25 protein-coding genes are annotated in these 25,879 nt (G+C 64.4%); 10 read left to right on the forward strand and 15 right to left on the reverse strand.

Going from position 1 to position 25,879, the window contains the following annotated elements; all coding sequences use genetic code 11:
* Nucleotides 1-19: 19 nt before the first annotated feature.
* Nucleotides 20-1,798 (forward strand): ABC transporter transmembrane domain-containing protein, encoded by a 1,779-nt coding sequence (locus SKA58_RS12240; protein WP_009822755.1) that lies wholly within the window; start codon nt 20-22, stop codon nt 1,796-1,798.
* A gap of 10 nt (nt 1,799-1,808) precedes the next feature.
* On the opposite strand, the gene SKA58_RS12245 is transcribed toward SKA58_RS12240, so the two are convergent.
* The 5 genes from SKA58_RS12245 to SKA58_RS12265 all read right to left on the reverse strand — a co-directional run bounded on the left by SKA58_RS12245 (nt 1,809) and on the right by SKA58_RS12265 (nt 4,895).
* Nucleotides 1,809-2,138, reverse strand: a complete 330-nt coding sequence (locus SKA58_RS12245) for a PilZ domain-containing protein (protein ID WP_037543540.1) — start codon at nt 2,136-2,138, stop codon at nt 1,809-1,811.
* Between the two features lie 200 nt (nt 2,139-2,338).
* On the reverse strand, nt 2,339-2,761 hold the full coding sequence (locus SKA58_RS12250; RefSeq protein WP_021227927.1) for an ExbD/TolR family protein: 423 nt from the start codon (nt 2,759-2,761) through the stop codon (nt 2,339-2,341).
* 24 nt (nt 2,762-2,785) lie between these two features.
* Nucleotides 2,786-3,274, reverse strand: a complete 489-nt coding sequence (locus SKA58_RS12255) for an ExbD/TolR family protein (protein WP_021227926.1) — start codon at nt 3,272-3,274, stop codon at nt 2,786-2,788.
* Nucleotides 3,275-3,404: 130 nt separating this feature from the next.
* The gene (locus SKA58_RS12260) at nt 3,405-4,160 is read right to left on the reverse strand and encodes a MotA/TolQ/ExbB proton channel family protein (protein WP_009822759.1); all 756 of its coding nucleotides are present in this window, start codon (nt 4,158-4,160) and stop codon (nt 3,405-3,407) included.
* A 72-nt stretch (nt 4,161-4,232) separates the two neighbouring features.
* Entirely contained in the window at nt 4,233-4,895 is a 663-nt protein-coding gene (locus SKA58_RS12265) for an energy transducer TonB (protein ID WP_009822760.1), read from the reverse strand.
* Between the two features lie 350 nt (nt 4,896-5,245).
* Here SKA58_RS12265 and SKA58_RS12270 point away from each other — a divergent pair, with 350 nt between their 5' ends.
* Nucleotides 5,246-6,034 (forward strand): hypothetical protein, encoded by a 789-nt coding sequence (locus tag SKA58_RS12270; protein WP_009822761.1) that lies wholly within the window; start codon nt 5,246-5,248, stop codon nt 6,032-6,034.
* Nucleotides 6,035-6,109: 75 nt separating this feature from the next.
* Entirely contained in the window at nt 6,110-7,429 is a 1,320-nt protein-coding gene (locus SKA58_RS12275) for a homoserine dehydrogenase (RefSeq protein ID WP_009822762.1), read from the forward strand.
* An 8-nt stretch (nt 7,430-7,437) separates the two neighbouring features.
* On the opposite strand, the gene SKA58_RS12280 is transcribed toward SKA58_RS12275, so the two are convergent.
* Nucleotides 7,438-7,842 carry a hypothetical protein gene (locus SKA58_RS12280; RefSeq protein ID WP_009822763.1) on the reverse strand — a complete coding sequence of 135 codons (405 nt, stop codon included), beginning with the start codon at nt 7,840-7,842 and terminating at the stop codon, nt 7,438-7,440.
* A gap of 131 nt (nt 7,843-7,973) precedes the next feature.
* Between SKA58_RS12280 and glpX the strand changes: the two genes are divergently transcribed.
* Nucleotides 7,974-8,963, forward strand: coding sequence for a class II fructose-bisphosphatase (gene glpX, locus SKA58_RS12285; protein ID WP_009822765.1), 990 nt, complete (start codon nt 7,974-7,976; stop codon nt 8,961-8,963).
* Nucleotides 8,964-8,991: 28 nt separating this feature from the next.
* On the opposite strand, the gene SKA58_RS12290 is transcribed toward glpX, so the two are convergent.
* The 7 genes from SKA58_RS12290 to SKA58_RS12320 form a co-directional block, all read right to left on the reverse strand.
* The gene (locus SKA58_RS12290) at nt 8,992-9,369 is read right to left on the reverse strand and encodes a MerC domain-containing protein (RefSeq protein ID WP_009822766.1); all 378 of its coding nucleotides are present in this window, start codon (nt 9,367-9,369) and stop codon (nt 8,992-8,994) included.
* Between the two features lie 76 nt (nt 9,370-9,445).
* Nucleotides 9,446-11,230 (reverse strand): sensor domain-containing diguanylate cyclase, encoded by a 1,785-nt coding sequence (locus SKA58_RS12295; protein WP_037543116.1) that lies wholly within the window; start codon nt 11,228-11,230, stop codon nt 9,446-9,448.
* Between the two features lie 39 nt (nt 11,231-11,269).
* Nucleotides 11,270-12,745: a glycerol kinase gene (locus tag SKA58_RS12300; RefSeq protein WP_009822768.1), complete on the reverse strand. Its 1,476-nt coding sequence runs from the start codon at nt 12,743-12,745 to the stop codon at nt 11,270-11,272.
* The gene (locus SKA58_RS12305) at nt 12,742-14,256 is read right to left on the reverse strand and encodes a glycerol-3-phosphate dehydrogenase (protein WP_009822769.1); all 1,515 of its coding nucleotides are present in this window, start codon (nt 14,254-14,256) and stop codon (nt 12,742-12,744) included. The genes SKA58_RS12300 and SKA58_RS12305 overlap by 4 nt, the downstream gene beginning before the upstream one ends.
* 151 nt (nt 14,257-14,407) lie before the next feature.
* Complete coding sequence (clpS, locus tag SKA58_RS12310; RefSeq protein WP_009822770.1) at nt 14,408-14,782, reverse strand: ATP-dependent Clp protease adapter ClpS; 375 nt, start codon at nt 14,780-14,782, stop codon at nt 14,408-14,410.
* Between the two features lie 147 nt (nt 14,783-14,929).
* Nucleotides 14,930-15,754 (reverse strand): phasin family protein, encoded by an 825-nt coding sequence (locus SKA58_RS12315; RefSeq protein ID WP_037543541.1) that lies wholly within the window; start codon nt 15,752-15,754, stop codon nt 14,930-14,932.
* A 139-nt stretch (nt 15,755-15,893) separates the two neighbouring features.
* Nucleotides 15,894-17,633 carry a PHA/PHB synthase family protein gene (locus SKA58_RS12320; RefSeq protein WP_009822772.1) on the reverse strand — a complete coding sequence of 580 codons (1,740 nt, stop codon included), beginning with the start codon at nt 17,631-17,633 and terminating at the stop codon, nt 15,894-15,896.
* Between the two features lie 142 nt (nt 17,634-17,775).
* Here SKA58_RS12320 and SKA58_RS12325 point away from each other — a divergent pair, with 142 nt between their 5' ends.
* The 3 genes from SKA58_RS12325 to SKA58_RS12335 are packed head-to-tail and all read left to right on the forward strand — an operon-like array spanning nt 17,776 to nt 20,070.
* Nucleotides 17,776-18,987, forward strand: coding sequence for an LL-diaminopimelate aminotransferase (locus SKA58_RS12325; protein WP_037543119.1), 1,212 nt, complete (start codon nt 17,776-17,778; stop codon nt 18,985-18,987).
* Between the two features lie 31 nt (nt 18,988-19,018).
* A complete protein-coding gene (locus tag SKA58_RS12330; RefSeq protein ID WP_037543543.1) occupies nt 19,019-19,513 on the forward strand; it encodes a DUF2721 domain-containing protein in 495 nt (164 codons plus the stop codon).
* Complete coding sequence (locus tag SKA58_RS12335; protein ID WP_009822775.1) at nt 19,510-20,070, forward strand: (2Fe-2S)-binding protein; 561 nt, start codon at nt 19,510-19,512, stop codon at nt 20,068-20,070. The genes SKA58_RS12330 and SKA58_RS12335 overlap by 4 nt, the downstream gene beginning before the upstream one ends.
* Before the next feature lie 39 nt (nt 20,071-20,109).
* Here SKA58_RS12335 and SKA58_RS12340 read toward each other — a convergent pair whose 3' ends face one another.
* Together SKA58_RS12340 and SKA58_RS12345 are read right to left on the reverse strand one after the other, a co-directional pair.
* Nucleotides 20,110-22,686 (reverse strand): HWE histidine kinase domain-containing protein, encoded by a 2,577-nt coding sequence (locus SKA58_RS12340; protein WP_009822776.1) that lies wholly within the window; start codon nt 22,684-22,686, stop codon nt 20,110-20,112.
* Complete coding sequence (locus tag SKA58_RS12345; RefSeq protein ID WP_009822777.1) at nt 22,679-23,218, reverse strand: biliverdin-producing heme oxygenase; 540 nt, start codon at nt 23,216-23,218, stop codon at nt 22,679-22,681. The genes SKA58_RS12340 and SKA58_RS12345 overlap by 8 nt, the downstream gene beginning before the upstream one ends.
* Before the next feature lie 241 nt (nt 23,219-23,459).
* Between SKA58_RS12345 and SKA58_RS12350 the strand changes: the two genes are divergently transcribed.
* The 3 genes from SKA58_RS12350 to SKA58_RS12360 all read left to right on the forward strand — a co-directional run bounded on the left by SKA58_RS12350 (nt 23,460) and on the right by SKA58_RS12360 (nt 25,798).
* Entirely contained in the window at nt 23,460-24,371 is a 912-nt protein-coding gene (locus tag SKA58_RS12350; RefSeq protein ID WP_009822778.1) for an RcnB family protein, read from the forward strand.
* Nucleotides 24,372-24,487: 116 nt separating this feature from the next.
* Nucleotides 24,488-25,177, forward strand: coding sequence for a prolyl hydroxylase family protein (locus tag SKA58_RS12355; RefSeq protein ID WP_009822779.1), 690 nt, complete (start codon nt 24,488-24,490; stop codon nt 25,175-25,177).
* 150 nt (nt 25,178-25,327) lie between these two features.
* Nucleotides 25,328-25,798, forward strand: a complete 471-nt coding sequence (locus tag SKA58_RS12360) for an RcnB family protein (protein WP_009822780.1) — start codon at nt 25,328-25,330, stop codon at nt 25,796-25,798.
* Nucleotides 25,799-25,879 lie beyond the last annotated feature (81 nt).

A 25,879-nucleotide genomic window follows, 5' to 3' on the forward strand; every position in this document is an offset into this window, starting at 1 on the left:
AGGCTGCTAAGCGCTCGTCATGGCGGATGACAGCAGCATTTCGAACACGCGGCCGGCGCTTGGCAATCTGGCGATGCTCTGGCGCTTCGCGCGTCGTTATCCCGGCAGGATCGCGGGTGCGCTGATCGCCCTTATCGTCTCATCAGCCGCGACGCTCGCCATTCCCAACGGATTTCGCCTGGTCATCGACAAGGGGTTCATGGGCGGCGGCGACATTGGCCGCTGGTTCGAATATCTGCTGATGATCGTCATCGTGCTGGCGCTGGCCAGCGCGCTGCGCTTCTACTTCGTATCCTGGCTGGGCGAGCGCGTCGTGGCCGACATACGCTGTGCGACGCAGGCCAATCTGCTGCGACAGGCACCCCGTTTCTTCGAGGAAAACCGCCCGTCGGAGATCGCGTCGCGCATGACGGCGGATACCGCGATCGTGGAGCAGGTCGTCGGCTCCACCGTATCGGTAGCACTGCGCAACATGGTCACGGCGATCGGTGGCCTTGTCTACCTGTTCGCACTCGCGCCGAAACTCGCCGCGCTGCTGCTGCTCGGCATTCCGGTCGTCCTGCTGGTGCTGATCGGCCTTGCCCGGCGGGTGCGCACCCTTTCGCGCGCCAGCCAGGACCGGCTGGCCGACATTGGCAGCGCCGCGACCGAAGTGCTGGGCGCGATGAAGATCGTTCAGGCGTTCGGGCAGGAAGAGCGGGAAGCGGCCCGCTTCCGTGCGACGGTGGAACGCGGCTTTGCCACGGCGCGGCAGCGCATCCGGCTGCGCGCGATGATGACGGCGGTCGCCTTCGCGCTCATTTTTGGCGCGATTACCGGCGTCATGTGGCTGGGCGCGATCGACGTTGCCGCGGGACGGCTGTCGGGTGGCAGCATTGCCGCCTTCGTCCTGACCGGGGGCCTTGTTGCTGGCGCGTTCGGCTCGCTGTCGGAAAGCTGGGGCGACCTGCTGCGCGGCGCAGGCGCGGCAAGCCGGCTGGGCGAACTCATGACCGCTGCGCCAGAGATCAGCCCGCCCGCGCGGACGCACATGCTTCCGCCGATGGAGCGCGGCGCGCGCCTGACATTCGATCAGGTGCGGTTCCACTATCCCACGCGGCCCGACCAGGCGGCGCTTCACGGCATCGACCTCTACATCCATCCCGGGGAGACGGTGGCCGTGGTCGGACCTTCGGGCGCAGGCAAATCAACGCTGATCCAGCTGGCGCTGCGCTTTTATGATCCCGATGCCGGGGCCATCCGCCTGAACGGCGTCGCCCTGCCTGACTTGGCGCCGGCGGATCTCCGCGCGATGATGGCGATGGTGCCGCAGGACAGCGTCATCTTTGCCGCGTCCGCGCGCGACAACCTGCGCTATGGGCGCTGGGATGCAACGGATGCGCAGATATGGGACGCGGCGCGGGCAGCCAATGCCGAGATGTTTCTGCGCGACCTGCCTCAGGGGCTGGACAGCTTCCTGGGCGAAGGCGGCGCGCGATTGTCCGGCGGCCAGCGACAACGTATCGCCATTGCCCGCGCGCTGCTGCGCGACGCCCCCATCCTGTTGCTGGATGAAGCGACGTCCGCACTGGACGCTGAATCCGAACGACTGGTGCAGGACGCCCTCGCAACGTTGATGCAGGGGCGGACAACAATTGTGATCGCGCATCGGCTGGCGACGGTCCGGTCGGCCGATCGCATCATCGTGCTGGACGAAGGGCGTATCGTCGAACAGGGCAACCATGCGGCCCTGATCGCGCGCGACGGCCTTTACGCCCGACTGGCGCGATTGCAGTTTCAGGATGGCATGGCCGACTGAATGGCCGGGGTCAGGCGTCGGCCTGCCGCCGCCCGATCTGCACCACATGATCCAGAATTGCAGGGTGTAACGGCCGTTCGAAGCTACAGCCTGATTCATGCCCGCGGGTCCACAGAACACGCGCGCGCCGCCCTTCAAAGCCGGGCAGCATGATCCAGAGATCATCGCCAGGGCGCAATTTCATGAAGCTTTGCAGGCGAAAGCCGGTAATCGACAAATCCGCGATGTGGCTGCTGAACCAGGTTTCGCCGGGACGACGAACCTTAATGCCGATCTGGACAGCGCGTCGTTCGGCAGCGCGGCGTTTGCGATCCTGTTCGAATTGCGGGTTAGCGCTCATGATCAGTCCTTTGCGGGACATTAGCCCGCACGGGTAAGCAAAATGTTAAACCGCCACGCAGGCGCCATGGCTTGAAGATAAGGCGCAAAAAAAGGGCCGCCGATGGCGACCCTTGATCCGTGCAATCTTTATCCAATGATCTCAGGCAAGAAGCGCGAAGGGGAAGTCCTTGCGAAGCGCACCGCGCCTGAAATCAGCGGTCAGAAATTGCCATATTGTTCGTTGCCGACGAAACCCAGCTTGGTAACGCCTGCGCGCTTGATTTCCGCAAGCACCGAATCGACGACCACATAACGGGTCTGCGCATCGGGCTGGAACTGGAGTTCCGGTTCGACCGGCAACCGCAGCGACTGCTGCAGATACTGACGCAGGGTCAGCAGGTCGATCGGCGATCCGTTCCAGGTGATGACGCCACCAGCATCGATCGCAACCTTGTTCTTGACCGGGTCGATGACGCTGTCGGAAGGCGGCGCATTTTGTGGCAGGTCGATCTTCACCGCGTGGGTCTGGATCGGGATGGTGATGATGAACATGATGAGCAGAACGAGCATGACGTCGATCAACGGCGTCGTGTTCATTTCCACCATCGGTTCGCCATCTTCGGAGCCGGCACTCATTGCCATGGGGATTTCTCCTTCTTCAACCGATCAGAGGCGGACGGTGCCCGAACCGGGTTCCGGTTCGGAGATGAAGCCCACGCGGGGGAAACCGGCGCGCTGCATCGTGTAGATGGTGCCGCCAATGCACCGATAGGGTGTATTGATGTCACCGCGGATATGCACTTCGGGCAGATCTTCGGGCTTCAGATTTTCGACGCCACCCGCCTTCTTGATGTCCGCTTCCAGCTTTGCGACGGCGCGATCGAGCAGTTCGCTCGACGTCACCGGCGTCATGCCCCAGAAAACCGCACAGCTGCCGTCGGCGGCTTGTGTGATCGACAGGGAAACATTTTCCGGCTTCGTCGTGGTCGGCTCGAACTCCACCTTGGGAAGCTGCAGCTCAACCGTCTGTACGACGACCGGGACCGCGATGAGAAAGATGATGAGCAACACCAGCATGACGTCGACGAGCGGCGTCGTGTTGATGTCGGACATCGGCTTGTCGTCACCGCCGTCGGAGCCAACACTCATTGCCATTGATATTATCCTAACCTTGGTGTCGATGGCCGCCCATCAGTCTGGGAGACGGGTATGGGAGCCATGGTCGGCGGGGAACCGGGCGGTCGCAGCCGCCACCCGATTCCCGCAACCGTCGTCTTGAGACCGATCAGGCCTTGGTCGGCGTGGCGGCCGGCTTGGCAACCGGGGCGCCGGGCGCGGCAGCAACGGTCGGCTTCACGGCACCGTCCGAAACCAGATAGGCCAGCAGGTCGACGGTGAAGCCGTTCAGCTGCTCGGCGATCGCCTTGTTGCGGCGCTGCAGGAAGTTGTAGGCAAGCACCGCGGGAACGGCGACGGCCAGACCCAGAGCGGTCATGATCAGCGCTTCACCGACCGGACCGGCAACGGCGTCGATCGAGGCCTGACCGGCGGCGCCGATCTTGATGAGCGCGCGGTAGATGCCGATAACCGTACCGAACAGACCGATGAACGGCGAGGTCGAACCCACCGTGGCGAGGAACGCCAGGCCGCCGTTGAGCGACGAGTTGATCGCGCCTTCCGAACGGGCAAGCGAACCGTGCAGCCAGTCATGCGCTTCGACCGGATCCTTCAGCTTGCCATGCTCTTCCTGCGCCTTGATGCCGTCGTCGACGATCTGCTTGTAGGCCGAGTTCTTTTCGAGCTTGGCCGACGCTTCGCGCAGCGAGGCCGAACGCCAGAAGGTCGCGCGGACCTTCTTGCCCTGGCTGATCACCTTCTGCTGTTCGATCAGCTTGGTGAACAGGATGTAGAAAGTGCCGACCGACATGGCGCACAGGATGATGAATACGGTCCAGGCGATGGTGCCGCCCTGTTCAAGGGCTTCCATCAGGCCGTACGGGTTTTCGGCCTGGGGAGCCGCAGCTGCGAGATACATCAACATGTTCAAGACTTCCCTCTCAATGAGATCAAGCTTGGGAAAGGCGGCGCCGGGCGCGCGCCTCGCCCATTTGGATTATTCCGGCAGACGCCAGGTGATGCGCCCGGTGTAAGTGTCGGGCATGTCCTTACCATCGGAACCCTTCGCCGGCTTGAACCGCGCGCGGCGCGGCAGCAGGCGACAGGTGGCCTCATCGAGATCACTATGACCGGTCGAGGAGGTGATGGTGCAGTTGGTCACCCGACCGTCCGCGCCGATGTCCAGGCGGAACCCAGCAGTGCCCGAGCGTTCTTCACGCTGAGCGCGGCTAGGATAGTCCGCATCGCTCAGCCACGAACCCGGATTGCCACGTGGCGAAGCACGCGATGCAGCAACGGGCGGCGGCGGTGGAGCCGGCGGTGGCGGTGGCGGTGCGGCGACCGGAACCGGGTTGAACACCGGGGGCGGCGTCCGCACGGTCTGGATCGGCGGCGCAGGCGCCGGGGTCCGAACGATAGGCGGCGGGGCAACGACCGGCGGCGGCTCGACCGGCTGGTCTGGCGGCGGCGGCGGCGGTTCCTCGTCAGGTGGCGGGGGCTCCTCCTTCACGTCGATCACGTTCAGCTGTTCCGCCGCCTTTTTGACATATTTCATGCCAAGACCGGTGACGAAGGCATAGCCGAGAACAGCGTGAATCAGGGCGACGATGACGATCGATATCGTGCGACTCGATCCTTGCGAGTGGTCAGCATAGGCCATTCGGCAACGACACTCCTTAACTCATCTTACCAGTGGTTTATACAAATCAGCCAAAAACGACCCAAGCTGTCCGGGCTGATCCCGGCCACCTTTGGCCCCTGTCCGTTCATTTGCTACCGAGCGAACTCCTATCGCGACGCATCGTGGCACGCAAACGCTTTATCGTTATCTTCATTTGCGTTTACCATTTCCTATCAGAAACACTTGCCTGTGACATCCGCGCCACGGGCTGAAAATACAGGACGAAGCAGTAGATGAAACCCGCCACTTGCCCTTGCAGACTAACGATGGCCTGCCTCATTTCCGCCGCAACTGCCGGGGTTTCTCCGGCATTTGCTCAGGACGCTCCAATGGTAACGTCATCATCCGGCGCGTCAACGCGTGATGTCGGCGGATTGACCTATGCGGATGTCGTTGATCTGGCCGAACAGGCCCCGATGGTCGCCCATGTGCGGATTCGCAACAGCATCGCGCTGAAGCCTGAGCGCGCGACGGGCGTGCCGCAGGGGCATCGGCGCGTCTATATCGAGGCGGAAACCCTAGGCCTGATTCGCGGCGAAGGCGGCATCAGCCCTACCGTCACCTATCTCTACGACGCGCCGCTTGACGCGCGCGGCAAGCTGCCCAAGCTCAAGAAGGATGAGGTGATCATCTTCGCCCGGGCCGGAAGCAGGCCTGGTGAAATCCAGTTGGTGAGCCCCGACGCCCAGGTCCCGGCGACGCCTCAGGCTGTCGCGCGCGTCCGGACGATCCTGTCCGCACTGGTTGCGCCCGATGCCCCGCCCCGCATCCTGGGACCGGGCGAAGCCTTCCATGTCGCGGGCACCATCGCGGGAGAAGGCGAGACGCAGATATTCCTGCGAACGGAAACGGACGATCCAGTGTCGCTTTCCATCCTGCGCCGGCCGGGGCAGGCGCCGCGCTGGGCGGTCGCGCTGGGCGAGATCGTCGACGAGGCCGCCCGCCCGCCTGAGGAGGGCAGCCTGCTCTGGTACCGTCTCGCCTGCGGACTCCCCCCAGTCCTGCCGCCACAATCGGTTCGCACCTTGTCGCCCCCTGATGCGCAAGCCGCCCGCGCCGATTATCAATTGGTGATAGGCGCGCTCGGTCCCTGCCGTCGGAGCCGCAGCGTCCAATAAGGGCGCTTTTCCTTGGACAGGCGGGCAGACATGGCTATCAGCGCGGCATTGGGAATTAGAAGGGAAGCCGCCGCCATGACCAATCTGCACCGCCATGCCCCGCTGCGCGTCGCGCTCGTCGGTCTCGGCACGGTGGGCGGCGGCGTCATCCGGTTACTGGAAACCAATGGCGACCTGATCGCCCGCCGCGCCGGCTGTCCGATCCAGATCGTCGCCATTTCCGCGCGCGACCGCAACAAGGATCGCGGCGTCGACCTGTCGCCCTATGAGTGGGTCGACGACATGACCACGCTGGCGGCACGCGACGATGTCGACGTGGTGGTCGAACTGATCGGCGGCGCGGATGGCCCCGCGCTGACCCTGGCGCGCCAGTGCCTCAACGCGGGCAAGCCGTTCGTGACCGCCAACAAGGCGATGCTGGCGCATCATGGCCTGGACCTTGCCCGGCTGGCCGAAACGGGCGGCATCGCGCTCAAATATGAAGCGGCAGTCGCGGGCGGCATCCCGGTTATCAAGGGCATGCGCGAAGGCGCGGCGGCCAATGAGATCAGCCGTGTCTACGGCATCTTGAACGGCACCTGCAATTACATCCTGACCACCATGGAGAAGGAGGGGCGCAGCTTCGCCGATGTGCTCAAGGAAGCGCAGGATCTCGGCTTTGCCGAGGCCGATCCCGGCATCGACATCGACGGGGTGGACGCCGCGCACAAGCTGTCGATCCTCGCCAGCCTGGCGTTCGGCACCGAATTGGATTTCGATGCGGTGGCCACCACCGGCATCCGCCATGTCATCGCCGCCGACATCGCGGAAGCTGCGGCGCTGGGCTATCGCATCCGCCTGGTCGGCATGGCGCAGAACGCACCGGTCGATGGGCCTGACGGCGGCCTGTTCCAGCGCGTCCATCCCATGTTGGTGCCGCTCGATCATCCGCTCGCCCATGTCGACGGGTCGCTGAACGCGGTCGTGGCGGAGGGCAATTTCGTCGGCCGGCTCTTCTTCCAGGGACGCGGGGCTGGCGATGGCCCCACCGCATCGGCGGTCGTCGCCGACCTGATCGACGTGGCGCGGGACGAATATGGCGACGCCTTCGCCATGCCGGTCGCCGCGCTCACGCCCCATCAGTCGGCTGACGCCGGCGCGCGCCTGGGCCGCGCCTATCTGCGTTTCCGGGTCAAGGACCGTCCTGGCGTGCTGGCGGAGATCGCGGCGGCGACGCGCGACGCGGGCGTGTCGATCGAGAGCATGATCCAGCGCGGCGCCAATCAGGAAGATGGCGTTCTGGTGGCGATCGTCACCCATGCGGGCGCGGAACGGTGCGTGCGCGAAACGCTGGAACGGCTCAGCGGATCGGACAGCCTGCTCGAAGCGCCGATGGTGATGCACATCTTGGACTAGGCACGGGGTCAGCGCGGCGTTGCGCCCCGGAAACGATCCGGCAGTGGCGGCGGCGGGGCCAAGTCAGCGTCCGCGTCGACGATCGCGGTCGCGGCTTTGCCCAGAACATCGACCACCTGAAAGACCGACAGGCCGCCGGTGCAGCCCGCGCCTTGCCCGCCGACCACGCCGCACGCCCCCTGCCGCACCGGCGCGGCCGAAGCGCGTGGCGCGTCGCCCGGAAGGATGCGGTCTGCATCGGTCTCGCGCGGCAATGGGAGCCGCTGACGCGCGTTGCGCTCCGCCCGGTTGCCGCACACTATGATGCCTCCGCCGCTGCGGTCGCATGGCTTTACCACCTGCGTTTTCGCGCGGTAGGCCACCATCGGATCGGGCTCGTCCTGCGCCAGCCCCCTGCCCGGCCACAGCAGCATCAAAGTGAAAAAAAGGGCTGCTAGGCGCATGCGACCACAGGATCATCCGATCATGGCGGAATGATGGCCATGCTCGACAAGGCGGCAGCGACCGCCTATCGGCTGGGCGACAAAGAAGAAAAGAGGATGTGATGGAACAGGCAGGCGCGAATCTGGACCGGGTGCTGGTTCTGGAGATGGTCCGCGTGACCGAAGCAGCAGCGATCGCCGCTTCCCGGCTGATCGGGCGCGGTGACGAAAAAGCCGCCGACGCCGCCGCGGTCGAAGCCATGCGGCTGGCCTTCAACGATCTTTACATGGACGGCACCGTCGTGATCGGCGAAGGCGAACGCGACGAAGCGCCAATGCTCTATATCGGCGAGAAGGTCGGCAGCGCGATCGGCAAGGGGCCACGGATCGACATTGCGCTAGACCCGCTGGAGGGCACCACCATCACCGCCAAGGCCGGGCCGAATGCACTGGCCGTGCTGGCCATCGCGGAGGAAGGCGGGCTGCTCAATGCGCCTGACGTCTATATGGACAAGCTGGCCGTGGGTCCCGGCTATCCCGACGGCGTCATCGACCTGGACCGGTCCGTCCGCGACAATGTCGCGGCGGTGGCGGCGGCCAAGGGCGTCGAACCGCATGAAATCATCGTATGCGTGCTCGACCGGCCGCGTCATGAAAAGCTGATCACCGAACTGCGGGCGATCGGCTGCGGCATCATGCTGATTCCCGATGGCGACGTGGCCGGCGTCATCGCGACGACCGACCCGGAAACCAATATCGACATCTATATGGGATCGGGCGGCGCGCCCGAGGGCGTGCTGGCCTGCGCCGCGCTGCGCTGCGTCGGCGGCCAGTTCAAGGGCCGTCTTCTTTTCCGCAATGAGGATGAGCGGCACCGCGCCCGCAAATGGGGCATCACCGATTTCGACAAGGTCTACGACCTGAAGGACCTGGCGAAAGGAGACTGCATCTTTGCCGCGACGGGCGTGACCGACGGATCACTGCTCGACGGGGTCAAGCGGCTGCCCGGCGGCAAGCTGACGACCGAAAGCGTGGTGATGCGCGCCAGCACCGGCACCGTGCGTTGGGTGAAGGGCGAACATCGCGTCCGCACCACGTCGGGCGAGGGATGAACCAACGGTGCATAGCGCCGGCCAGGCGCTAGTGGCTGGCCCTGTGATTGAGATCATGGCCAAGCGCCAATATGCCAACGCCGATCAGCGTGTAGACGCTTTCCTGCAACCCATGATCCATGGTCAGCGCGCCCGTCATGACGCCCAGGCCCAGCGATCCGACGGCGGCCGGCATCATGAAACCATGGACGATCGCACCATGCCCCAACGCGATCGCGCCCAGTGTGATTGCGATCATCAGGCCAGCTTCATGAAAGATCGGACTTTCGAAAATCCCGCCGGCGGACGCGAGCAAACCAAGCACGACGGCGGTCACGAAACAATGAGCGACGCACAAGCCCGATACGGCGATCGCCAGGCGATCCAGTCGTCCCGAAATAAGGGCTTGGCGAAGGCTTTGCGACATGGTCCCGGCTACATAGGCCAGTTCAAACCAAGTTACAACATATCATTGAAAATTTACCGGGGCTGGAAACGCCCGGTCAGGCGGCCTGACGCAGGCAGTTGCGGCCGCTATGCTTGGCGTCATAGAGGGCGCGGTCGGCGGCCTCCAGCATCGCCGATCGGGTCGATCCGCCATCCAGTTGCACCAGTCCGGCGCTGAACGTCACGGCGATCGTATCGTCCTTGTCGTTGACGCGGATCGGTGCCGAAAGCCGCTGGCGCAGCCGGTCGCACAACTGCGCGGCGGCGCGCCGGTCGCAATCGACCAGCAGGATCGCAAATTCTTCTCCGCCCAGCCGGCCGATGCTGTCCCCGTCCCGCAGTTCGGGCTGGATCGCCTGCACGAAACCGGTCAGTACGCGATCTCCCCCGCCATGGCCGTAACGATCATTGACCGACTTGAAATGATCCAGGTCCATCAGCAGCAGGCTGGACCGCGCGCCGTCGGCGGCGCGCAGCATTTCGGCGTCCAGCTTGTCCAGAAAGGCGCGACGGCTGTCCGCCCCGGTCAACGCGTCGCGTGCGGCGACCTGTTGCAGGGCGCGCTGACGCGCCTTGTGCCGGGATATGTCGCGGATCATGCTGACGACACCAACCGGCTGGCCGCGTTCGTCCACGACCGCGCGGCTGACCATCTCGCAACAGTCCAGATCGCTCAGCGCCGTCAGCGGGCGAAATTCCGCCTGATGGACGCTGCCGGGATGCGCCAGTGCGCTCTGGCATATCGCGCGCACCATTTCCCGATCCCGCGCATCGGCCAGATCGGTCACGCCCTGGCCCACCAGAAGCGCGGGCGCGCAGCCCATCTGTTCCAACGCAGACGGAGAGGCATATTCTATCACGCCGGCAAGATTGACGTTGAGCACGACGTCGCCGCTATGTTCGGCGATGGCGCGAAAGCGCGATTCGCTTTCCTGCAACATCTGGAACAGGCGACGACGCCCGTTCAGCTCGGCCGCGACGGGCATCGACAACAGGAAGCTGAGCGCCAGATAGAATTGAAACGCCAGCACCCGCTCACCCGTCGAAAGTGGGATCAGCATCAGCGGGCCGGTGTCCGACATCGTCGCCACCCCGCCTATCACCGCAAGGATCACGATAGAGGCGGCCGCCCCGACATGCCCCACACGAAAGGCGATCAGCACCAAGGGCAGCATGGGCGCGAACAACATGGGATAGCGCGCCCAGTAGAAGACATGGACCGTGACCAGCGTGAACAGGGCGAGCAAGATCAACGCTTCGATCTTCACGGCCTTGGGCGTATCGCGCAGCCAGCGGGACCATTCGCCCTGGAGCAACAGGATGACGACCGGGGTGCATGTCAGTCCGCCCAGCGCATGCCCGGCATACCATTGCAGCCAGGATGCGCTGAACCCCACCGGCGTAGTCGCCGACGCAACGGATGCGGCCGCCAGCCCCGTGACAATGTCCGCCACGCCGCACAGGGCCAGGATGAAGACAACCAGCGGTCGGACCGACCCTGTGACGATATCGTCCTTGAGGAAATAGCGGCAGATCGCCGCCACGATCAGCGATTCGCTGACGTTGATGAAGGCCATTGGCACAGCGGCGGCAGGACCGATCCCCAACAGGGCGGTCGCTACGGCACTGGCGAGGGCACAGGCAAATACCGCGCGTGGCCAGTAGGACATGCGGGTGGTCAACAGCTCCGCCATCAGGAACGCGTTGGCGATCCAGATGAAAGCCAGCCCCCCTTCGAAGCGCGAAATCGACACAGTGAAACTGGCCGCAGCAAAATAGACGCAGCCTGTGATGACGGGCGCAAAAGGAGAGTTCGGGCTACGAAGAGAGAAGCGCGACATGGTAGGATCGGATTTAGGACGGCATCCTTAATTTTTCGCTCATGATCCCCCGGTCGCGGTCCGCAAAATGTCGTTCCAATTCCCAAGCCGCGCCGCCCGCGTCGGCGCGGTCATGCGGGGTTTGAAACGCTGCCGGATCGGCATCGCCGCCGCCGCATCGTCCAGCGAAGCATGCAGTCCTGCACCCACGGCCGCCAGCATTGCAGCGCCGCGCGCGGTGGTTTCGACATCGGCGGGTCGCTCGACGGTGAGGTTCAGTATGTCGGCCAGGTCCTGCGCGATCCAGTCATTGGCACTCATGCCCCCATCGATGCGCAAGTTCGTCCAGGGCGCGCCATCAGCCGCGAAGGCGCCGGCCAGATCATGAACCTGATGCGCCATGGATTCGAGCGCGGCCCTCACGATATGCGCACGGGTCGTTCCCTGGGTCAGCCCGGCGATCACCCCGCGCGCTTCAGGCCGCCAGTGCGGCGCGCCAAGGCCGGACAAGGCAGGCAGCAGGGATACGCCGCCATTGTCCGTAACGGAACGGGCCAACGCCTCGGTCTCTTGCGCCGCGCGGATCAGCCCCAGTTCGTCCCGCAGCCACTTGATAAGACTGCCCGCGACGAAGATCGACCCTTCCAGGGCATAGTGACGGCGACCGCCCTGCTGGCGCAGGATCGTGCCAAGCAGCCGGTTGTTCGATCGGGGCAGGACAGTCCCGGTCGGCGCCAGGATGAACGCGCCGGTGCCCAGCGTCGCCTTCGCCGGGCCGGGCGACAAGCACCCCTGCCCGATCGTCGCGGATTGCTGATCGCCGGCCAGGCCGCAGATCCGAATCGCGCCGCCCAGCAGGCCGGGGCTGGCCGCGCCGAAATCCCCCTCATTGTCGACAATGTCGGGCAACGCGGCGACCGGCACGCCGAACAGGTCGCATAAGCCCCTGTCCCAGTTTGCGCCATCAAGCGCCAGCAACTGGGTGCGGCTGGCATTGCTGGCGTCGCTGATATGCAGGCCGCCGGTCAGATTCCAGACCAGCCAGCTTTCGACCGTGCCCAGCGCCAGCGCATCCCCGGCCTGCGCAACAGCTGTTTCATGGTCGATCAGCCAGCGCATCTTGCTCGCGGAAAAATAGGGGTCGATGACTAGCCCGGTCCGTTCCTGGATCATCGGTTCATGGCCCGCGTCGCGCAAGGCCCGGCACTGGTCGGCGGTGCGACGGTCCTGCCAGACGATTGCAGGGGCGAGCGGCCGACCGTTGCGTTTGTCCCAGGCGATGACGGTTTCCCGCTGATTGGTGATGCCGATGGCGGCGATCCGGTCCGCGCCGCCGGCCTGGGCCACCATATCGCGCGCGCAGGCCAGGCTTTGCGCCCATATCTCGATGGCGTCCTGCTCGACCCAGCCGGGGCGGGGATAATGCTGGCCAAGGTTGCGCTGCGCCGTCGCCATGCGCGTTCCATCGGGAGTGTAGAGCATCGCGCGCGTGGAAGTGGTGCCCGCGTCCAGCACCAGCAATCGGGCGTCCGTCATTGGCCCTCCCTTATCCAGCGGTCCAGCCGGGCCACCTGGTCCGGAGTGAAGCGCAGGCCCAGCTTCGTCCGCCGCCACAGCATATCCTCGGCGGTGCGCGCCCATTCACGCTCAATCTGCCAGATCGCTTCCGCCTGTGTGAAGCCGACGCCGAAAGCGACACCCAGATCGCTCCATCCCCGCGCTGTCCCCAGCCATGTCCAGGCATCGGCGCCATAGGCGCGGCCGATGCGATCGACACTGGCGGCATCGAGAAACGGATAGTCCTGCGCCAGCCTGTCCAGCAGCGCCGACAACCCCGTCATGGGAAAATCCCCGCCAGGCAATGGGGCGTCCGCTGTCCAGTCGCCGCCGCGCAACATGGGAAGGTGCGGCTTGAGCATATCGACCGCCTCGGCGGCCAGATGCCGGTAGGTGGTGATTTTGCCGCCCAGCACGTGCAGGGCCGGGGCTTCCCCCTTCCCGCCCTGGTCAAGCTCCAGCCGATAGCCCCGCGTCGCCGCTTCCGGCCGGTCGGAGCCATCATCGATCAGCGGCCGCACGCCGGCATAGCTCCACACTACATCGTCCGGTGTCACTGGTCGTGCGAAATAGCCGCTGGCGGCATCGCAGAGATAGGCAATTTCCTTCGCGCTCGCCGCGATGCTGTCGGTTTCGCTGTCATGATCCTGGTCGGTCGTGCCGATCAGCGTGAAATCACGCTCATAGGGAATGACGAAGAAAATCCGGCCATCGGGCAGCTGGAAGAAATAGGCAAAGTCGTGATCGAACAGACGTGGCACCACGATATGCGATCCGCGCACCAGCCGCATCCTGCGACCCGCCAGCCCTTCCCCGCCCCCCGGCAGAGCCAGCACCGACGGCCCGGTCGCGTTGACGATCGCGCGGGCGTGGAAACGCAGGCCCGCGCCATCGGCCGCACGCGCGTCTATCGCCCACAGCCCTTCTTCCCGCGTCAACCCGACAACCTGCGTTCGGGTCTGGACGGATGCACCGTGTGCAGCAGCGTCGCGCGCGTTAAGCAGCACTAGCCGGGCGTCATCGACCCAGGCATCCGAATAGCAATAGCCGGTGGCAAAGCCCGGTTTCAGCGTCACGCCGGCTGCATGACGGCGCAGATCGATGCCCTGCGTTGCCGGCAGGGCACGCCGTCCGCCCAGATGATCGTAGACGAACAAGCCCAGGCGCAGCAGCCAGCGTGGGCGCAGCCCCGGCGTCCATGGCAGGACGAAGCGCATCGGATGGATGATATGCGGCGCGATGCGCCACAGACGCTCCCGCTCGGCCAGCGCCTCGCGCACCAAACCGAATTCGCGATGTTCCAGATAGCGCAGCCCGCCATGGATGAGCTTGGTGGACGCGGAGGATGTGCCCTGCGCCAGGTCGCCTCGCTCCAGCAACAACACCTTCGCGCCCCGGCCCGACGCATCGCGGGCGATGCCGCAGCCATTCACCCCGCCGCCAATCACGGCCAGGTCATAGAGGGCGGCTGCTGGGCTCTGCTGGGTCACGCCATCGGGTGTAGGCGGACGCGGCAGGCATGAAAAGAGAGGAGCGCCTCGGTCTGTCAGTCGACACGGCAAACAGGGTCGACCTGCGGGTCAGACGGGCCTCGCCAATATCCGCGGCGAGAGCAGGACCCATGTGGCTAAGCGGATATGGTCAGGCCTTCTCCAGCGTGCACTGAAGCGGGTGCTGGTTCTGCCGGGCGAAATCCATCACCTGGTTCACCTTCGTCTCCGCGACTTCGTAGCTGAAGATGCCGCAAATGCCGACGCCGCGCTGATGGACGTGCAGCATCACCCGCGTGGCTTCCTCCATGTCCATGCGAAAGAAGCTTTGCAGGACATGCACCACGAACTCCATCGGGGTGTAGTCATCGTTGAGCATCAGCACCTTGTAGAGCGACGGCTTTTTGGTGCGGGTGCGCGTGCGGGTGGCGATGCCGACATTGGGACCGCCGGGGCCTTCGCCCTGATCGTCCTGGTCCCGGCCCGCCATGTTCACGGGCCATGATGCGGTGATGAGACTGTTCATGATGCGCAAGGATATGGCGATTCGCCCTGATATGGCAAGGGGGCGACGGCGCCGTTCGCCGCTCGTCCCGCCTCCAAAGGACAAGGGCGCCCCCTTCCAGCGGAAGAGAACGCCCGTGACTCAATGGATTTTAGCGGATCGCGCCGATCAGGCGGCGATCGACTTCACCTTGTCGGTGACCAGCGACATGCGCGCGGTCAGCGGCTGGGCAACGTCGCCGGCCAGCTTCATCATCGCTTCGCTGTTCTTCGCGGCTTCCTTGGTGAAGTCGTCGAAGCTGCTGGAAAACAGCTGGCTCTGCAGCTGGAAAAATTCGGTCGGCGTCTTGGCGGTGGCCAGGCTCTTGAACGAAGCCGTCGCCTTTTCGAAATTCTTGCGGGTGAAATCGACGGCTTCCTGGCCCATCATTTCCATGCCCTTGGCGGCGATCTTGCCGGATTCGACCATGGCTTCCATATTGCCCTTGGCCATGTCGCTCATTTCCTCAACCGCCTTGGTCGACTTTTCGACATGGGCCTTGGCCTTGTCGTTGAAGTCTGAATAAGCGGTTTCAAACTTCGCCTTGGCGTCTTCGGCGAACTTCTTTCCGGTTTCCATAACGTCGTTCATCATCTTGGTTCCTTCTATCGGGGGCAGCGGCTGGGTGCTGGCGGTTGCGGCCATTTCTGTCGGGCTCTTGATCATGCTGGAGGCGGGCGCGGCCGGAACAGGCGGCGGCGGCAGGGGCGCAGGCGGCTCCGCCGGCTTAGGCGCAGGTTCCGATTGCGGGTTCGTCTCAACCGGCTTGAGCGCCCCTTCCGGTGCTTCCTTGACCGGATTGGCGCTGGCCGCCTTACGCGGCGCGGGCTTCTTTCGCGCTGGCTCCGCGCCAATGGCGGCTTCGGCCGCCATCAAGGCTTCTGCAGCCGACATCGTGGTCGACCCTGCTTTCGCGCGCGCTGTAGTCCTCGGTCCCTTCGGGCTATCGGCCATGACCATCCTCCGTTTGCTGCACTGCACAATACAGAAATCAGGTTGCCGTTGCAAGGCCTGTTGTGCGGTGCAGCAAAAATGTGCCAACGGTTCGTCGTATTTTTCTGGAAGTCTGACTTTCGCTACGGAATCATAGCGTCTACCGGGCCTTTACATATCGGCCCGGCGCATCTTCGATAGCTTTCAGACGGCCTTTCCCGGGCACCCGGGCACCTTCAACAGCCGCCATGTGCGGATGGATAGCGCCGAGCCATGCACGCCAGTCCGGCCACCAGCTGCCCTTGGTTTCCTTCGCTTGTTCCAGAAACTGCGCCAGGGATGGCTGCGCTTCCTCGCACGCCCAATATTGATATTTGCCGGCCGCCGGCGGGTTGACCACGCCCGCGATATGGCCCGACCCGGCTAGCAAAAACCGCACCGGCCCGCCAAAATGTTCGGTCAGCTTCCACACGCTGTCTAGCGGCGCGATATGGTCCTCCCTGCCGGCCTGGACATAGGCCGGGGTGCGGATGGCGCGCAGGTCGATCGGCGTGCCCGCGACGCTGATCGCTCCGGGCGAAACCAGCAGATTGTCGCGATAGAGTTGCGTCAAATAATCCTTGTGCCAGCGGGCCGGCAAATTGGTCGTGTCGCCATTCCAGTAAAGCAGGTCGAACGGCGGATAATCCATGCCGAGCAGATAATTGTTGACGACATAGTTCCAGATCAGGTCCCGCCCGCGCAGCAAATTGAAGGTCGCGGCCATATAGCGCCCATCGAGGAACCCTTGCGCCGACAACTGATCCACCAACTTCATCTGCTCATCGTCGACGAACAGGCCAAGGTCGCCGGCCTGGCTGAAATCCACCTGCGCGGTGAAGAAGGTCGCGCTCGCCACCTTGTCCGCTTCGCCCCGCGCCGCGAGCAGCGCCAGCGTCGCGGCCAATGTGGTGCCGGCCACGCAATAGCCGATGGTGTGGACGCTCTCCACGCCCAGCAAATCGCGCACCGTGTCGATCGCGTCGATCTGGCCGCCCAGGATATAATCGTCCCAGATAAGGTCCTTCATCGAGGCGTCAGCGGATTTCCACGAGACGAGGAAGACGCTGATCCCCTGGTCCACCGCCCATTTGACGAAGCTTTTTTCCGGCGACAGGTCGAGGATGTAGAAGCGGTTGATCCACGGCGGGAAGATGATGAGCGGCGTTTCCAGCACCTCTTGGGTCGAGGGCGCGTAGTGGATCAACTGGTAGAGTGGGGTTTCATGGATCACCTTGCCCGGCGTCGCCGCGATATTGCGCCCAAGCTCGAACGTCGTGCCATCGGTGTGGGTGAGTTGCCCCTTCTCCATGTCGGCCAGCATATGCTTAAGGCCAGTGAGCAGATTTTCGCCGCCGCTTTCGATTGTCTTGCGCATCACCTGCGGATTGGTGAGCGGGAAATTGCTGGGGGCCATCGCATCGAGCAGCCCGGTAGTGGCGAAGCGCAGCTTGGCTTTCTGCCGGGGATCGACGCCATCGACCGCATCGGCCATCTTCATCAGATAGTCGGACAGCAGCAGATAGCTCTGGCGGATAAGGTCGTAGAAGGGATGCTCGGTCCACGCCGGATCGGCAAAGCGCCGGTCCCTGGAGGCGGCCGGGCTGGTGGCCGGCGCGGGATCGGGCCGCTCGCGCAGCAGGCCGCCGGCATCGAGAAAACGCTGCCACAGCGCCAGCCCTTCGTCGGCGAAGCTTGTCTGGATGCGCGCGACGAGTGCGGGATCGAACGGCAGCGCCTGGCCGGTCGATCCGGCCGCCTGCTCCAGCATCAATTGCTGGGCGCGGCCCAGCACCTGCGTCCATTGCTGCATCTCTTCCAGCGTCGGCAGGCGGGGCTCCATGACGTTGCTTTTTTCCATGGCCACCATCCTCTTCCTGGCATTGCGCGCGTCGCGGCTTTCGCTGGCATGTCCCTATCCGGCCGGTTATAGCCCGATTATGACACGCCAGAGGCGCGTCACGCACTATTCCCTACAGGATGCTTTCAGGAAAGCCCCAATAATGTCCGAAGAATTCTACCGCATGAAGCGCCTGCCGCCCTATGTCATCGCTGAGGTCAATGCGATGCGGGCCACGGCGCGGGCGGCGGGCGAGGATATTATTGACCTGGGCATGGGCAATCCCGATCTGCCCCCGCCAGACCATGTCATCGACAAGCTGGTCGAAGTGGCGCGCAAGCCAAGCGCCCATGGCTATAGCCAGTCGCGCGGCATCCCTGGGCTGCGCAAGGCGCAGGCCAATTATTATGGCCGCCGCTTTGGCGTGGACATCGACCCGGAAACCGAAGTCGTCGTCACCATGGGATCGAAGGAGGGGCTGGCAAGCCTTGCCACCGCGATCACCGAGCCGGGCGACGTCGTGCTGGCCCCGAACCCCAGCTACCCGATCCACACTTTCGGTTTCATCATCGCGGGCGCGACCATCCGGTCGGTGCCGACCACGCCGGACGAAAATTATTTCCGCTCGCTTGACCGGGCCATGGCCTTCACCGTACCGCGCCCGTCGATCCTGGTGGTCAACTATCCGTCCAACCCGACGGCCGAGACGGTCGACCTTGCCTTTTACGAGCGGCTGGTCGCCTGGGCGAAGGAGAACAAGGTCTGGATACTCTCCGACCTCGCCTATTCCGAGCTTTATTATGACGGCAATCCCACGCCGTCGATCCTGCAGGTGCCCGGCGCCAAGGACGTGGCGATCGAGTTCACATCCCTGTCCAAGACATATTCCATGGCCGGCTGGCGCATGGGCTTTGCCGTGGGCAATGCCAAGCTGATCGCGGCGATGACGCGGGTGAAATCCTATCTAGACTATGGCGCCTTCACCCCCATCCAGGCGGCGGCCTGCGCCGCGCTCAACGGGCCGCAGGATATCGTCGAGAAGAACCGCCTGCTCTACCACAAGCGCCGCGACGTGCTGGTGGAAAGCTTCGGCCGCGCCGGATGGGACATTCCTGCAGCGCGCGCCTCGATGTTCTGCTGGGCGCCCTTGCCGCCTGCGCTGAAAGAGATGGGCAGCCTGGAATTTTCCAAGCAATTGCTCACCCATGCCAAGGTCGCGGTCGCGCCGGGCGTGGGCTATGGCGAGGACGGTGAAGGCTATGTCCGCATCGCCATGGTCGAAAATGAGCAGCGGCTGCGGCAGGCGGCGCGCAACATCAAGGCCTATCTCAAATCCATGGGCATCAACACGCCATCGTCCAAGGGCGCGGCCTGAGTTTGGTATCGGAGCCGATCGCATGAGCGGCATGATCCTGCTTCCCCAGGTCAGCCAGGTGGCGGCGACCATCCAGCTGGCGGTCGCGCCGGTGTTCATGCTGGCGGGGCTGGGCGCGTTCCTCAATGTCTGCGCCGGGCGGCTGGCGCGGGTTATCGACCGGGCGCGCAAGGTGGAACAGAGCGTGCTGGTGACGCGCGGGCGCGAACATGACCGGCTGGTTGCGGAAATTCGCGTGCTCGACAAGCGGATGAGCGTGGTCAACGGCGCGATCTTCCTGTCTGTCGCATCGGGCTGCGCCATCTGTCTGGTCGTCATGCTGCTGTTCGCCGCCGAATTGTTCAACGCGCACCTGGGCACGGCGATCGCGTTGATCTTCATTTTCGCGATGCTGCTCCAGACCGCCGCCTTCGCCACCTTCATCCAGGAAATCCGGCTGGCGTCGCGCACCATCCACATCCGCAACGAGGTGCTGTTCCATCAGGCCGAGGATGAGGATGATAGCGAGGCTCCGACCGGCGCATGACCAAATTCACCGTTAACGACCGGCCGGTCCAATATCGCATGGACCCCGACACGCCCTTATTATGGGCGTTGCGCGACGCGTCCAACCTGACCGGCACCAAATATGGCTGCGGCACGGGCGATTGCGGCGCCTGCACGGTCGACATCGACGGGGAAGCGGTGCGATCCTGCCAGCTCAGCATCGCCAACGCCGAAGGGCGTTTCGTCACCACCATAGAAGCCTTGTCGCCTGACCGCGGCCATCCGCTGCAACAGGCCTTTGCCGCCGACAATGTGTCGCAATGCGGCTATTGCGTGCCGGGCGTCATCATGGCGGCTTCCGTTTTGCTGCGGCGAAACAGCAATCCAACCGACGAGCAGATCGACGCTGCGATCACCAATATCTGCCGCTGCGGCATCTATCCCCGGCTGCGGGGCGCGATCAAGCGGGCAGGCCGGATCATGCGCGGCGAGGAACGGATCGCCGCCGCCCCGCCGCCTGGCATCACGCCGGAGGAAGCGGCGCGCAGCGTGCCGGCGCTGGGTCGATCCGCCAGCCCGCCAAAGCGGCAGCCGTAAAGCATGGCATAGCCCCGGCGCAGCGGGACTGCGCCTCGCTCACCCCTGCTTTCCGATCACCGGCTCCAGCGCCTGCGCCAGCGTTGCGCCCGAATAGGGTTTCTTGACCAGCGTCACATGCTGAAAACGCGGCGGCAGTTCCAGCCCGTCGCCATAGCCGGTGGCAAAGATGAACGGCACGCCCCGCTCGGCCAGCAGGTCGGCGATGGGCAGGCTGTTTTCATGGCCAAGGTTGAAATCCAGCACGGCCAGATCGACGGGCTGAAGCGCGATCGCTTCGCGCGCGCGTCCGACGCTGGCGGCGGTAAACACCTCCGCGCCCAGATCGCGCAAGGCGTCCTCGCCATCCATGGCGATGATCATATTGTCTTCGACCAGCAGGACATGGCGGTCGCGCAGCAACCCGGGCACGGGAGCGGCAGCAGGCTTTACGCGATCGCGTCCCACGCTGTCAGGCAGCACCGACACGACATGGCGCGACGGGATGCAGAAATGCGCCTCGATCCCCGCCAGGCGATAATTGATCTCCGCATCGCCGCCCAGATCATAGGGGATGGACCGTTCGATCACAGTGGAGCCGAAACCGCGCCGGGTCGGCGCGACGACCGGCGGCCCGCCGCTTTCGGTCCAGTCGATCAGCAGGCTGCCATCCGCATCCACCCGCCATTCGATCGCGACGATGCCGCCATCGGACAACGCGCCATATTTGGCGGCGTTGGTCAGCATTTCATGAATGACGAGCGCCAATACCGTGAAACAGGCAGGGGTCAGCAGGACGTTGGGGCCGGTCAGGCGTACGCGATCGCTGCGCTCGGCCAGATAGGCGCCGGCTTCCACTTCAATGAGATCGATGAGCCGGGCCGGGCTCCAGCGGTCGGCGGTAATCTGGTCATGCGCGCGGGCCAATGCGTGGACGCGACTTTCCAGCGTGCCAATAAAATCTTCGACCGACTGCGCGCTCTCCCGCGTCTGGGAGATCAGGCCGCGAATGAGCGACAGGATGTTGCGAACGCGGTGATTCAATTCGGCGATCAGCAATTCCTGCTTCTCGTTTGCCCGTTGCCGTTCCGCGTCTGCCGAATCGGACAGGCGCAGGATGACTTCCAGCAAGGCGGTGCGCATCGCCTCCGCCACGCGCAGTTCGGCGGGCGTAAAGGGTCGCGCGGTGCCTTTGACCAGTTCCGACCATTCCTCGAAACTCTTGCGCGGCGTCAGGCGCGGGCCGTTGGGACCATATTCGATATGCTTGTCCTGCTTGCCCGCCCACCGCACGGAGCGCAGCTGTTCGGCGCGAAACAGCACGACATAATCGCGTGGCCGGCGGGAAATCGGGATGGCCAGCACCCCCGCCGCCCGGTCGGCATGACGGGCCGCATCGGGCAGCAGTTGGGACAGGTTGTCCGTGGTGAATATCTGGCTCGCCGCCGTTCGATTGAGCATCGACACGATCGCGGCAAAAGCGTGTTCATCCGGGGTCAGCCCAGACAGGCTGATATGCCCGTCAATATAAACGCCCACGCCATCGGCGGGAATGGTGTCGAACATGATGTCGCCCAGCCAGCGCGCGTTGGACAGCAGGTCATGATCCTGGGCCACCGCCGACAGCAACCGGTCAGCCACCTGCCGCGCCATGCCTTCATAATGGGCGGTTTCCGCCCGCTCGCGGCTTTCGAGCATCATCGAGAATATCTGGCCGAACAACTCAGCGGCGCTGCGCTGCGCAAAGGTCGGCAATCGCGGTTCATAATGGTGGCAGGCGAACAGCCCCCACAGCTTGCCGCCGACGATGATCGAGATCGACAGGGATGCGCCGACGCCCATGTTGTGCAGATATTCGATATGGATGGGCGATACCGCGCGGGTGAGACACAGCGACATGTCGAGCGCCGCGCCATGGGGGTCGAGCGCGGGCACGACCGGCACCGGCTGCGCCTGCACATCGGCGATGATGCGGAATATGTTGCGCAGATACAGGGCGCGCGCCTGCGAGGGAATGTCCGACGCGGGGTAGTGGAGTCCGAAAAAGCTTTCGATGCCGGGCCGCAACGCTTCGGCTACGACCTCGCCATCGCCGCCATCGGCGAAGCGATAGACCATCACGCGGTCGAACCCGGTCAGCGCGCGCACCTGCCTTGCGCCATCGCGCAGGAAGGCGGACATGGATTCGGCCTGCGCCAGGCGCGACACCATGGAGCGAACCGTGCTGCTCGCCTCCATCTCGTCATGGCTGGCGGGTTCCGCCTCCACGATCACCATCGGGCCGGAAAAATGCACCGCCACGTCGAAGGCGGGGCCATCCTTGATGAGCGGAAGCGAAAAGAGCCGCTCCACCGAATCAGGACCGCGCAGCAACGTGATGCGATTGCGCAGCGCGTGGATCGCATCTGCTTCGAAAATATCAGCGACCGGGCGGCCCAGCATATCGTCGGGGGACAGACCGATAAATTGCGCGCTGTTGGCGGACGCCCGTGCCACCAGCCAGTCGGCCGTCAGGGCGATGAGAAAGCCGAACGGCTGCACCGCACCCAGAATATGGATCGGCTCGCGATCACAATTGCTCAGGTCGACGGCGAAACCGGGGTCGGTCGCGTCGCTGCCGGGATCGCCTTCAGCCATGCGCCACCGCCTTTTGCGCCGCCGCGCCGGCGGCAAAAAGGGCGAAGGCGGCGAGCGCGCCCTGCACGGCGTCGTTCAGCCAGCCTTCGCCGCCTTCCGCAGCAGCGCCGTCAAGCGCGCGCTGGAAGGCCAACCATTCCCCCTTATCATGAGTCGCGGAAAGATAGGCGCTGGGGAGCCCCGGGCCGACCCGGCGGGCGAGGAAGGCGCCGCCAAGGCGCGACCCTTCCAACGCATAGAGCAAGCCCCAGCGATACCCGTCGCCCCCCGCGGATTCGAGGCTGAGCGACTGCGGCGGCGCGACGCCCAGAGCGGCGAGATCCTGCGCCAGAAACGGCATACGCGTCTGGTTCGGCTGCGCTGCCGGCTCCAGCGCCGACAAAGCGCGGCTGTGCGCGCTTAGAAAATCGGCATAATCCCGAGCGTTATCAAGGGAAAAGTCCGCAAACAGCGCATCAACCCGATCATGGCTCGCCATCGTCGCTTCACGCAGGGCCTGACGGGTGCGGCCGGCATCGGGGGATTTCGTCACTCGGTGGTCCTAAGAGGGATGGGAGAAAATGTCTTTAATCTGCATCAGCTTCGGTCAGCCCTGGGGTGGCTGCGCTGACGCACCAGTCTTGCACCCTACGTAAAACCTTCCCCAAAGACCATATTGGGTCGCAAGATTCTTTCGCAATGCTGACATGAAGGTTCAGCGATCGCTCACCACCATGCGCCTATAACCTGATCATCAGGGGCGCTGTGCCCCGTATCAGGAAAGTGCTGGACCCATGTTCAAGAAGATCATGCTGGCAGGATTGATGGGCGCGACTGTGCTGGGCGGGATCGTGCCGGCCTATGCGCAGGAACGTGCACCCCGCGGCGAACGCGGCATGCGCAATGGCGATGGCGCCGCCGTGTCGCGCGGAAATCGCATGAACCAGCCGCGCGGTGACGCCGGCCGCGCCGCCGGAACGCAGCCGCGCGCCCAGCCGCCGCGTCAGATGGCGCCGGCGCAACCCGACAATCGCCTGCGCGGAAACGCCGCCCGCGCGGTCGAGCAGGCGCGCGAACGGCGCGAGCAGTGGCAGGCCGGGCGCGCCGAACGTCGACCGGGCATGGATGACCGGCGCGGCGATCGTCGCGATGGCAGGCAGGATTGGCGCAACGAACGGCAGGACCGACGGGCCGATCGTCGGGATGACCGGCAGGAAAGGCGCGCGGATCGCCAGGATGATCGTCGCGACTGGCGTTCCGACCGGCGCGACGACCGGATCGATTGGCGCAATGATCGCCGCGATGCCAGGCCGGGCGACTGGCGCTGGACAGGCGGGCGCGAACGGGTCGATGTGCGGCGCTTTGACGAACGGACACGGTGGAATAACCAGCGGCGCTGGGACAATGGCTGGCGTCAGGACCGCCGCTATGACTGGCGCAGCTATCGCAACCGCTATGGCGATCGCTACCGGGTCGGGCGCTATTATGCGCCGCGCGGATGGAGCTATGGCTATCGATCCTTTTCGGTCGGGCTTTTCCTGAACGACCTGCTCTACGCCAATAATTATTGGATCAACGATCCCTATGCCTATCGGCTTCCTCCCGCCTACGGCACACTGCGCTGGATCCGCTATTATGACGATGCGCTGCTGGTCGATGTTCGCGACGGCTATGTCGTCGACGTCATCCGCGACTTTTTCTGGTGACGCGCCGGTTTCCTGAATTCGCGGCTTCCTGAACTGGCCTTCAGGAGTCCCTGGCCCCGGCGCGGCGACGCGTCGGGGTCTTTTCATCGCCGTCCTCCCTGTGGCAGGGAAGGCCTATGACCGGTTCTTTCGATGCAGACGCTGCCGATGACGGCGGCATCGCCTCTCCTGCTCGCGCCGCCATAGGCGATGCCGTGCGTGCGCGGCTGGAGCGCAACCCAATGGTGAGCCGTATCGATACGCCGCACCTGGAGATATTCGGGCGGCAGGATTTCCTCAGTCCAGACGAATGCGCCGAACTGCGCCGCCTGATCGACGCGAATGCGCAGCCGTCGACGCTTTTTTCCGGCAGCGCCAACGCGGACTATCGCACCAGCCACAGCGGCAACCTGTCGCCTCGCGATCCGCTGGTCGAACGGATCACCCAGCGCATCTGCGCGCTGACCGGATTGCCGGCGATCAACGGCGAAACGCTCCAGGGACAGCGCTATACCCCCGGCCAGGAATATAAGGTCCATTGCGACTATTTCCCGGCGACGGCGGACTATTGGCAAAGGATGCGCGGGACGGGCGGGCAACGCACATGGACGGCGATGATCTATCTGTCCGCTGTCGAGGCCGGGGGAGAGACGCATTTCCCGCAATGCGAATTCATGGTCCCACCGGTCGAAGGGATGATCCTGATCTGGAATAATATGGACCGGGATGGCGCGCCCAATCGCTTCAGCCTGCATGCTGCCCTGCCCGTGGAGCGCGGCACCAAATATGTCGTCACCAAATGGTTTCGCGAACGTCCCTGGGGCTGAAAGGCTGATACAAATTGCGACATAAATGACTGGAATCTGACGGCGCCATTCCCGGTCCGTTCAGATGCGCGGGGCCATATTTCTCTTCACTGGCGCAGGAACCGGAAAGCCAAAGATCGGTTCGACGCCAAGCTGAATGGGAGACCAAAGATGCGTAAACTGATCATATTGGGCCTGCTGGCCGCCACCGTCGCCCCCAGTGTCGCTTCGGCCCAATCCTACGGCGAAGCGCGCCGCAGCGAGCGGCAACTGCGCGAGGAAAAGCGCGATCTACGGCAGGCGCAGCGCTATGGTGATCGCCGTGATGTGCGCGAACAACGCCGCGAAGTGCGCGAAGCCCGCCGCGAAGTGCGCGAAGACTGGCGCGACTATCGCCGCAGCCACCGCAACGTTTATCGCGGCGGCAACTGGCGCGCGCCCTTCCGCTATACCGCCTGGAACACCGGCGCACGGTTGCGGCCAGCCTATTATAGCTCGCGCTATTATATCGCCGACCCCTATCGCTATCGCCTGCCCCGCCCGGGCGCGAACCTGCGCTGGGTCCGCCACTATAATGATGTGCTGCTGGTGAACGTCCGCACCGGACGGGTGATGCAGGTGCATCGCGGCTTCTTCTGGTAAACCAGAGGGCGCAGACGCAGCGGCCCCGTTCCAGATGGAACGGGGCCGTTTCTGTCGTGCCGTGCAGCCGACGAGGGTGTA

It is taken from the genome of Sphingomonas sp. SKA58 (assembly GCF_000153545.1).
Classification (GTDB): domain Bacteria; phylum Pseudomonadota; class Alphaproteobacteria; order Sphingomonadales; family Sphingomonadaceae; genus Sphingobium; species Sphingobium soli.